Source organism: Candidatus Zixiibacteriota bacterium (genome assembly GCA_021159005.1).
Taxonomy (GTDB): Bacteria; Zixibacteria; MSB-5A5; order UBA10806; family 4484-95; genus JAGGSN01.
The window spans coordinates 1-8,796 of sequence record JAGGSN010000190.1 but is presented as its reverse complement, the minus strand read 5'-3'; the positions used below and the strand labels follow the sequence as shown (position 1 = coordinate 8,796).

Below are 8,796 nucleotides of genomic sequence, written 5' to 3'. Positions count from 1 at the left end.
GTTTAATACATGTGATTCGACCATTTATATATTTGGTGATGGTGCAACTAGGTTCTCAAAATTGATTCGCAAATACCTGCCTGAGATTATTAATAAAAATAAGCTAATTGATTTAATAAATTTATATCTTAACACTTTAACCATACCTAATCCATATTATATTTTAGCAGATTCTAAAGATTATAAAGTTATTTGGAATACTGCAATAGAAAACGAGGTTGTTCCAGCAATTTCTGATACTTTGAAGATATTATCTGAATTAGATATAAAATCAATTAAGAAATCTATTTGGGGGATAGATTTCTATGAAAGGAATAAAAAGAAAACAAGGTATTTTAACATAGGTTTAAGTACATGGGAATATATGACTGGTACTATCGAAAGCTGGAATTTTAAGATTTCTGATAATATATTCGAAGAAGGTCATAGATTTACAAAGTACTTAGAAAAAGGTCCTAATCTTATACTTTTAAGGAAATTTTAACTATTTTTAAGAGGATTTAATATTTGAATTATATACATAAAATGGCAACGAGCATGATGACACATACGATTTTGACCTGTATTATTACGGAGCGCGCTTTATGGACCCATCCTTAGGGCGAAATAATTATGTTTACAAACATTTTAATTGAAAGAAGATATTTCTTAAAATAGATAAAGTAAAGGAGACAACATAATGAACATTAAAACTATTCTCGCATTGGTAATTGGTCTTGCATTTTCGGCTACAGCAAACGCCAATAATCTAAGTTTAAGAGTAAACCGTATTATCGACCAGGAGGAGCAACAAATTATTACTGTTGACTTGATTCTAATAAATCATGATACGCTCTCCGGTATGCAAATCCCGCTTGATTTGGGATATGAAAAACTTGGTTTTCGAGTAGACTCAGTATCATTTAGGGGCACTCGCTGTGAGCATTTCTATGAGCAGTTTTACAGGGCATTTCCCGAACATAACAAAGTATTCATTTTCATAATGGAATCAGCTGACCCTGAAATAGATTCAGCGCCATTATTACCCGGTACAGGTAAAATCGCCACTATTTACATGACACGAGTTCGAACAACAGAAACGAACCGCCACACAATAGCCAATACCAGAGCTAAAGATGGTAAACGTGATCTGAGATTTCATTTCTGGAATAATCATGCGGAAGATGTACCGGTAACATTCAATGCATCAACAATTGATTTGAGACATTAATCTTTGAACAAGCATCGATTGAATAGAATATCGTTTTTCAGCAAATCCTAAAGAGGGGGGACAGAATTAGGAGATTCTATTAAACCTCAACGGTTTCCATTTCCATTTCCCTGCCTTATTAATACTACCAATATCATTCATCTTAAGCAATGCCAACTAATTTTTCACTAACGACAATTAAAGTCCCTTTTTGATGGTATAAGAACTATGGTAGCCAGCTATTATTATCGATGGTTAGTTACGTTTCTTCTTCGGGCTTTTCCAGCGAAGAATTATATCAGCAATATCTTTAACCATCAGAATATCATCAGCAGGTTTCCGCTTAAGAAGCTTCACCAATTCATCAGTGGCAAGCTGAACCTTTGTCTTCTTCTCTGGGAAATCGAACAGTTCCTTCAACTCAACCTTGAGGACTTTGGATATTCTGAACAGCGTATCCACGGAGGCAGACCGTTTGCCTTTCTCAAGGAGAGCAATGAAATTTGTGCTCAAACCAGCCTTATCCGCCAAGCGCGATTGAGTTAATTTCAGGTTTTTCCGAAGTTGTCTGATTCTATTTCCAAGTAAAACAAGAATATCCATACTCTAATCCTCCGTAACTGTTGAAATAATAAATGATTAGAGGGAGGATAATGAAATAGACAAATAGTTATAATAATAGCCTATTAATTCATTATTATATTGACTGTTAGTGTGTTTATATTATATTGCGGATGAGAGAATTAACGGTTTCGCATTGAAAAGAAGCCTTCATGATTGGGGACTATAAATCTGTCTATTTTCATTGAGTGCAAACAATCCAAATACTGTAAGGAGGTAAATTATTGACAAAAGTAGATAAAGTCTGAAAGAAATAGATGATTTAATTAATGAAAAATGAAAAAAGGAGCATAATATGAAACGATTATTCATCTTAACTATGCTGTTCATTGCTGTTGCGGTGATATCATTATCAGCGACAATAATTAATATCCCTGCGGATTATGCCACAATCCAAAGCGGTATTGACGTCAGTTCCGATGGGGATACTGTGCTGGTACAGCCAGGGACTTATGTTGAGAATATCAACTTCAATGGGCATGGTATTATACTTGCCTCACTTTTTCTAATTTCTGGCGATACATCCCACATTCATGAAACAATTATTAATGGAGATTCGGTAGAGACAGTAATAAAAATATGGAGTTTTCCTCCTCATGAATTTGACCAATGGCCTACTATTCTTGGATTTACAATTTGTAACGGACGCGGTGAATATGGAGGCGGTATTAGTTGTCGTTATGCAAGTCCATTTATTACTAATAATGTTATTACCCAAAACTCAACCAATAGAAGCGGCGGGGGAATCTTTTGTTGGAGTGGTTCTAATCCTATAATTGTAAACAATGTTATTTCCAATAATTTTGCGTTAGAAGGTGGGGGTCTTTGGATATGCTATTCATATCCTACAATTGACTCTAACAATATTATTTCTAATATCGCTATTACAATGGGTGGAGGAATCTCTATTAATTGTTGTAGTTATGACACTTTAGTAATTTCTAATACTACCATTGCATGCAATGAAGCCGATTATGGTGGTGGTGTTAGTGCTGAATATTCCACTTTCGAAATGTCCAATGTCACTATTACGGAAAATTTATGTGTTCAATCTGGAGCGGGCCTATATTTAGACATCTCTTACCCAACAATCTTGAATACAATATTTTGGTCTAATGACGCATCCGAAATTCATATTAATGATGAACATTCGGATCCCATAATCACTTACTGTGATATTCAAGGTACTCTCTGGCCAGGTGAAGGTAATATTAGTACTGATCCTTTATTCTGTGATTCCGATAATCTAAATTTTTGGTTAGCGGAGAACTCGCCCTGTGTTGAAACTGGTCAAGATGAAATGAATATAGGTGCATATGGAGTCGGTTGCGAAGCTACTGATATATTAGAGGATATTGTCAGTTTGCCATTAAATTGTTTACTGAAACAAAACTATCCGAATCCCTTCAACGCTTCAACAACTATCAGTTACTCTCTTTCCCACTTTGTTAATGTTAAGCTTGATGTTTATGATCCTCTTGGTCGCCACATTGAAACTATAATTGATATTGATCAATCTGCCGGACATTATCAAGTAATTTGGAATGCTGGCGGTTTTCCATCAGGAATATATTTCTATAAAATCCAAGCCGGTGATTTCATTGATACAAAGAAGATGCTTCTGCTGAAGTAATTGGAGTAAAAAAACAAAACGGGGAGTCATGTTACTCCCCGTTCTTTTTAATCAGAATCGTCATCCTTATCTACAGGCTCATCGTCCTTACTCAATACAATCTTCAATATCTTCTCAACCAGCGTACCGACAGACTTAGCAAGCTCTTCAACATCATTTTCCTTCATCGGCTACCTCCTGCATACAAGGCGACGAATGATTTCGGAGACAACAGTTATAATCGTTTTCCATGCTTTTATCATATTTGAACTCCCTTTCTTATAAGCGTTAGTGTTTTCAAGTCGAGCGTTAACGCAGGTTCAATCCAATCATCATTGGCAAACGCTGCAACTTGTCTGCAGACTAATCCCGCCAAAGGTAAAACCGAATAGATGATCGACCGGGCAGTACAGCGTTCCTCAAGAGTTTCAGAGTCGTCTACTAATGTTGCCTCATAGGCTTTCGACCCATTAGGGACACCCGGTTTTACCGAATAAACCTGAATGACCTGAGATGCCATTCTCGGATCAATCAGAAGCTTCACTGTTCTGTGAGTAATCACTGAATTCCAGATACGCTTGCGGACATTCATTGAATCAACGGCTGATATAACTATATCCGCTTCCAATTTCTGTTTGATGAATGGTCGCGGCAGTACTTCTACATTTACCTGGTTATCAAAATCTTTGAGAAGCTCCATACAGGCGGCCACTTTCTTTTCACCTATGTCGTCTTCCCTGAAAAACTGATTTGGCAGATTTTCGATGCTAACCTTATCATTATCAATCAGAGTCAATTGCCCGACTCCCATCTTACACAGTGAAAGGGCAGTGAAACTTCCTACTGCTCCACAGCCTATTATTGTTGCATGCAGGTTTGCCAACTTCTTCTGGTTTACCAGCTCCTGCTGACGAATGTATTTATCATCCATTAATCCTCCTTATAAATCGTCAAATATTGAATACCCGGATAATTGCTGGTATTCTTCCATATTGATATTTCCCTGATTAAATGCAAGTTCGAGTTCCTCCTCAGGTGAAAACTCCATTGTGGGAACAAACTTGTTGCTCTGTTTTGCTGTAATATCTGTTCGTGTTACTTTGGCAATGAATTCAGCTTCATAGATTTTCTCCAGCTCCTTGGAACACGGGTAATGAATCTGCGTCGGTACTTTATCCAGTATTAAATGACACGGGTGATAAACATCCAGCCGAGTAAGAATATCACCACGGATATTTGTAGCGATTGACACCGAATACGAACCGTTCGCCAGCATTACACAACAATCATCATCTGTAGTTGATCAGAATACTTTCATATCTGAATGACTGTGTATCCAGCATTTTAATCGGGAACCGTCTACATCCTCAGCAGCTAACTGAATCATAAGGCTGGCAACGGCTTTATCATCAAGCGTTGTTTCAGCGCCATTGACTGTTTGCTCAACGAGATATATTTCAGATACAATAAGCCCGGTTGTCATCCCGTTATTCTTGATTTCATCAATAAGTCCCAGAGCACTGACTTCATCCAGATTAGCCAATCTTACCCAATATTGAAACTTTGCCCAGGCTTTGGCATCGATGTACACAGTGAATTCAGGCTGTAACTGCTTCATTAACAACTCCTTGATATTTGCAATCCTCTATTTTGCAGTTGATACATTGATTTGAATTTGACTCACGGCAAGCATCATCAACATTTTTGCAATAGCAGCAATTTGAGAATGAACACATCATACATGTTATAGGATCTTCAATACCCTCATAGCATTCTTCTTCAGAGCCGTCATAATGCGGACAACATGAATCACCGCAATTGACACAATCCCATTCATCGATTATCTTTTTGTTTAGCGGGACGATTGGCTTTTCCAACAGCGTTAATATATGTCTATCGAGATTACGGTTTCGGGACAGCTCGAAGATTTGACGGTTCAGGCTATCGAGAGTATACTCCGCTTGTTGGATTGATTCGTTTAACGAAGTCTTTCTTTCCTCCACACCTGAAAGGACCAGCTGTTTAAGCTGATCCTTTTGTCTTTGATGAAAACTTTTAGCCAAAGCTGGGAGATGATTATCAAGAGCTTTGGTGATGCTTTTAAGATTGTCTTCTTTAAGTGGATAACCTACTTGAAGGCTGGATTCGTTCAGTATTACAGGGTCGGTTGTGTTTTCTTTGAATAGAACCTGTAATCCATCCTGGTTACTTGTTGGTTGGACATTATCTGAAAATTGTACAGCCTCTATCGGAACATTGAGCTTCTGGGCATGGAACCTGATTTGAGCTGTTACCTTATCCCATATCAACTTTGCCCCCCTTTGATATGCGGGTTCATCGTGATAACATCACCATCCTGAACAGGTGATGTGTCAAATGCTGGATGACCGTTTAGCGTAACAGTCATATGTTCGCGGTTGAATCCCGATGCCTGGATGACATGCTGCAATGTCGACCCATCTTGAATCTCGACTTCCTTGGCGGCTTCGCCTAACTTTAAGACCTTGACTTTCATAGATACTCCTTTTGTTTTGAATTGAAAAAGCCCCGTGTGAACGGAGCAAGGATAATTCGGCAAATCACTTAAAATAGCCGGAAGGCAATATAAAACAATAGATTAGAGCAATAGTACAGCTACTTGCCAAACAGCCTATCATAGTTAAATAGTCACAAATCTGCCACACACCTCTATTAAGTCTATGCAGGACAACAGATGGATGGGGGTAATTACCCCCCGCCCGCTTCGGGAGTGTGTTGATGCTGATGGGATTGGCTGGATGATTTAAAATAAAAAAGGCAGTAGATAACCACCCTTTTTGTCGATAACAGGCAAATATCAAATCTGCCACAATTTCGCCACACGCTGCCGTAAGTCAATGCCCTATAACATAAGATTAGAGTTCGATTCCCCCCGCCTCCATATTTAGTAACCTTATATTACATAACTGGTAACGGCGAATTCTCCAGCGGACACTTTTATTATTCCCCCGTCCCTTGCCCTATAAATTTCAATAACTTATGAAAAATTTAAAACTTATTTGTCTACAATTTGGCAACGTTTTATTTGCTTTTTCTAAGCTTATTTCCTTGACTTTCATTATTTAGTACACTAAATATTAGCATGCAAAATAATATTGAGTCCGAAAAGCTGACGGCAAACAGTGATATTTCGAATCAAGTCCTCGTTTATTTAAGAAAAATAATGCGGGCCATTGACTTACATTCGAAGAAGCTGATCCAAGAATTCAAATTAACTGGACCGCAGCTAATCGTCTTAAAAGAAATTGAAAGCAACAACCAGATATCAATTGGAGAAATTGCGAAAAATATCAGTTTGAGTAATGCAACTGTTACTGGAATCGTAAATCGCCTGGAATTGAGAGGGCTTGTAAAGCGGATTCGCCATGATTCTGATAGAAGAAAAGTCATAGTACTTAAAACCAATAAAGCAGATTCTTTGTTAAAAAATGCTCCTCCACCATTACAGGAGCAATTTACATCGCTATTTGAGAATCTAGATGAAAGCAGGCGAACTCAGATAATGTGTTCGCTGCAGAAAGTTAGTTCGATGATGGGGGCTCAGGAATTAGATGCAGCGCCTGTTCTTTCGAGTTTTCCCCCGGCTGCCTCAGAAGTTGCAGTAAGCAAAAAACTAATAGATGAACCAGTTATTCATGATGTCGAAACTGAAACTACGATTGATAAAAAGATCGCAGAAATTAAGACTTCTGAAAAAGCGGTTGATGATATTATTATTCACGAAATTCGAAGCTTAAGCGATAAACCTGATTGGATCAGCTTAGAAGAACTAGCGAGTTTTATCTATAAGAATATTAAACCTTTCGAAGACACGCTTGAAGACACAAGACGAGCCGTTGAGATCGCCATCGACTCAGATCAACCTAAGGGTGCTTTTGTGCTGTTGGCAGAAATTGACAAAAAACCCGTCGGCGCTTTAATAATGCATCGAACCAATATGAAAGGATATATACCCGAAAACATCCTGCTTATGGTCTGCGTTCATCCGTCAATGCGCGGTAAAGGTTTGGGCGGGAAGATAATTAAAAAGGGCATTGAACTGGCTGATGGCGATGTCAAGCTTCACGTGGAATATGATAATCCAGCCAAACAGGTATATGAGAAAATTGGTTTCACATCCAAGTATGCTGAAATGAGATACCATAAATGAACCGACTTATCATTGATATTGATTCTTTAAAATATAACCTGGGTGTAATCAACAAATGGATGGATCGGCAGGGCAGCTCCTGGACCGTTGTCACAAAAGTTCTATGCGGTCATAGCGACACCTTAAAAGCATTGCAGATGCTCGGAATTAAATCAATCGGAGATACCCGACTTTCAAACATTCGCGCTATTGAAAAGATAGATGACAGCTTTGAAACTTGGTATCTGAGAGTGACTGATTTATCTTCAATTAAGGATATAGTTTCTTTATGCAATGTTAGCTTAAACAGTGAAATGGCAGTGATAAAAGCTATAAACGATGAAGCAAAAATACAGAACAGACTACATAAAGTGATAATAATGATAGAACTGGGCGATTTAAGAGAAGGCATATTACCAGGTTCTCTTGTCAATTTTTATGAGGATGTCTTCCGTTTATCCAATATAGAAGTTCTGGGTATTGGCGCAAATATCGGCTGTATGGCGGGCGCAGTTCCTTCAGTTGATCAGTTTATGCAGTTGGTATTATATAAGGAACTGCTCGAACTTAAATTTAAAAGAAAATTATCTATGATTTCTGCCGGCTCATCGGTTGTTTTACCTATGGTACTCAGCGGTCAATTACCGAAACCTATAAATCACTTCCGTATCGGTGAAGCGATATTTTTAGGAACTGATTTGGTGAATAGCGAAACATTGCCTTACTTGAGCAATGAAGTTGTGTTGTTAGAAGCTGAAATAGTGGAAATTAAGAAAAAAGGATTAACACCTTTAGTGGAAACAGGGGCTCAAACGCCTTTTAGTAATGATTTTTCCGAAGAAGTTTCTCCTGGACAGAGAGGTTACAGAGCACTTGTCAATATAGGACAACTGGATACAGATATTTCAGGATTAACACCTATGAATCCTGATTACAATGTGACCGGGGCAAGCAGCGACATTACCGTAGTAAATGTAGGAGAAGACACCAGCGGATTAAAAGTCGGGGATTCCATTAAATTCCGTTTGAATTATTCAGCATTGTTGCGGCTGATGAGCAGTAAGTATATTAAGAAGGAATTAAAACCGTCGTTAAACAAGCTGGCAAACTTAGATAGGAAAGAGAGGTTTGAGGTTGTACCGGTGATAGACCAAGACGATTTAAATAAAAAGGGCCGCCAATTAGATAATCCTACTAAATAAATAT

11 protein-coding genes are annotated in these 8,796 nt (G+C 38.1%); 5 read left to right on the top strand and 6 right to left on the bottom strand.

Annotation, left to right across the window (positions count from 1 at the left end; translation table 11 throughout):
- On the top strand, positions 1 to 484 hold a 484-nt coding region (locus tag J7K40_12025), incomplete at its 5' end, for a hypothetical protein (GenBank protein MCD6163124.1).
- A 195-nt stretch (positions 485 to 679) separates the two neighbouring features.
- Positions 680 to 1,210, top strand: a complete 531-nt coding sequence (locus J7K40_12020; GenBank protein ID MCD6163123.1) for a hypothetical protein — start codon at positions 680 to 682, stop codon at positions 1,208 to 1,210.
- Positions 1,211 to 1,444: 234 nt separating this feature from the next.
- On the opposite strand, the gene J7K40_12015 is transcribed toward J7K40_12020, so the two are convergent.
- Positions 1,445 to 1,792, bottom strand: coding sequence for a helix-turn-helix transcriptional regulator (locus J7K40_12015; GenBank protein MCD6163122.1), 348 nt, complete (start codon positions 1,790 to 1,792; stop codon positions 1,445 to 1,447).
- Positions 1,793 to 2,105: 313 nt separating this feature from the next.
- On the opposite strand from J7K40_12015, the gene J7K40_12010 reads away from it, so the two are divergent.
- Positions 2,106 to 3,443: a right-handed parallel beta-helix repeat-containing protein gene (locus J7K40_12010; GenBank protein MCD6163121.1), complete on the top strand. Its 1,338-nt coding sequence runs from the start codon at positions 2,106 to 2,108 to the stop codon at positions 3,441 to 3,443.
- Positions 3,444 to 3,681: 238 nt separating this feature from the next.
- Here the strand turns inward: J7K40_12010 and J7K40_12005 are convergent, their stop codons facing one another.
- From J7K40_12005 to J7K40_11985, 5 genes are read right to left on the bottom strand one after another with little or no spacing between them, the layout of a single operon-like run.
- Positions 3,682 to 4,353: a ThiF family adenylyltransferase gene (locus tag J7K40_12005; protein ID MCD6163120.1), complete on the bottom strand. Its 672-nt coding sequence runs from the start codon at positions 4,351 to 4,353 to the stop codon at positions 3,682 to 3,684.
- Between the two features lie 9 nt (positions 4,354 to 4,362).
- The gene (locus J7K40_12000; GenBank protein ID MCD6163119.1) at positions 4,363 to 4,698 is read right to left on the bottom strand and encodes a hypothetical protein; all 336 of its coding nucleotides are present in this window, start codon (positions 4,696 to 4,698) and stop codon (positions 4,363 to 4,365) included.
- 27 nt (positions 4,699 to 4,725) lie between these two features.
- Positions 4,726 to 5,040: a hypothetical protein gene (locus J7K40_11995; GenBank protein ID MCD6163118.1), complete on the bottom strand. Its 315-nt coding sequence runs from the start codon at positions 5,038 to 5,040 to the stop codon at positions 4,726 to 4,728.
- Positions 5,021 to 5,731, bottom strand: coding sequence for a hypothetical protein (locus J7K40_11990; GenBank protein ID MCD6163117.1), 711 nt, complete (start codon positions 5,729 to 5,731; stop codon positions 5,021 to 5,023). The genes J7K40_11995 and J7K40_11990 overlap by 20 nt, the downstream gene beginning before the upstream one ends.
- Complete coding sequence (locus J7K40_11985; protein MCD6163116.1) at positions 5,728 to 5,937, bottom strand: MoaD/ThiS family protein; 210 nt, start codon at positions 5,935 to 5,937, stop codon at positions 5,728 to 5,730. The genes J7K40_11990 and J7K40_11985 overlap by 4 nt, the downstream gene beginning before the upstream one ends.
- 606 nt (positions 5,938 to 6,543) lie before the next feature.
- Between J7K40_11985 and J7K40_11980 the strand changes: the two genes are divergently transcribed.
- Both J7K40_11980 and J7K40_11975 read left to right on the top strand, forming a co-directional pair.
- Entirely contained in the window at positions 6,544 to 7,611 is a 1,068-nt protein-coding gene (locus J7K40_11980) for a MarR family transcriptional regulator (protein MCD6163115.1), read from the top strand.
- On the top strand, positions 7,608 to 8,792 hold the full coding sequence (locus tag J7K40_11975; GenBank protein MCD6163114.1) for an alanine racemase: 1,185 nt from the start codon (positions 7,608 to 7,610) through the stop codon (positions 8,790 to 8,792). Before J7K40_11980 ends, J7K40_11975 begins: the two co-directional genes overlap by 4 nt.
- Positions 8,793 to 8,796: the final 4 nt, after the last annotated feature.

Bases quoted from the DNA above. Each gene is read 5' to 3' on its own strand.
- J7K40_12020 (MCD6163123.1), top strand. From the start codon at position 680: ATGAACATTAAAACTATTCTCGCATTGGTAATTGGTCTTGCATTTTCG.
- J7K40_12015 (MCD6163122.1), bottom strand. From the start codon at position 1,792: ATGGATATTCTTGTTTTACTTGGAAATAGAATCAGACAACTTCGGAAA.
- J7K40_12010 (MCD6163121.1), top strand. From the start codon at position 2,106: ATGAAACGATTATTCATCTTAACTATGCTGTTCATTGCTGTTGCGGTG.
- J7K40_12005 (MCD6163120.1), bottom strand. From the start codon at position 4,353: ATGGATGATAAATACATTCGTCAGCAGGAGCTGGTAAACCAGAAGAAG.
- J7K40_12000 (MCD6163119.1), bottom strand. From the start codon at position 4,698: ATGCTGGCGAACGGTTCGTATTCGGTGTCAATCGCTACAAATATCCGT.
- J7K40_11995 (MCD6163118.1), bottom strand. From the start codon at position 5,040: ATGAAGCAGTTACAGCCTGAATTCACTGTGTACATCGATGCCAAAGCC.
- J7K40_11985 (MCD6163116.1), bottom strand. From the start codon at position 5,937: ATGAAAGTCAAGGTCTTAAAGTTAGGCGAAGCCGCCAAGGAAGTCGAG.
- J7K40_11980 (MCD6163115.1), top strand. From the start codon at position 6,544: ATGCAAAATAATATTGAGTCCGAAAAGCTGACGGCAAACAGTGATATT.
- J7K40_11975 (MCD6163114.1), top strand. From the start codon at position 7,608: ATGAACCGACTTATCATTGATATTGATTCTTTAAAATATAACCTGGGT.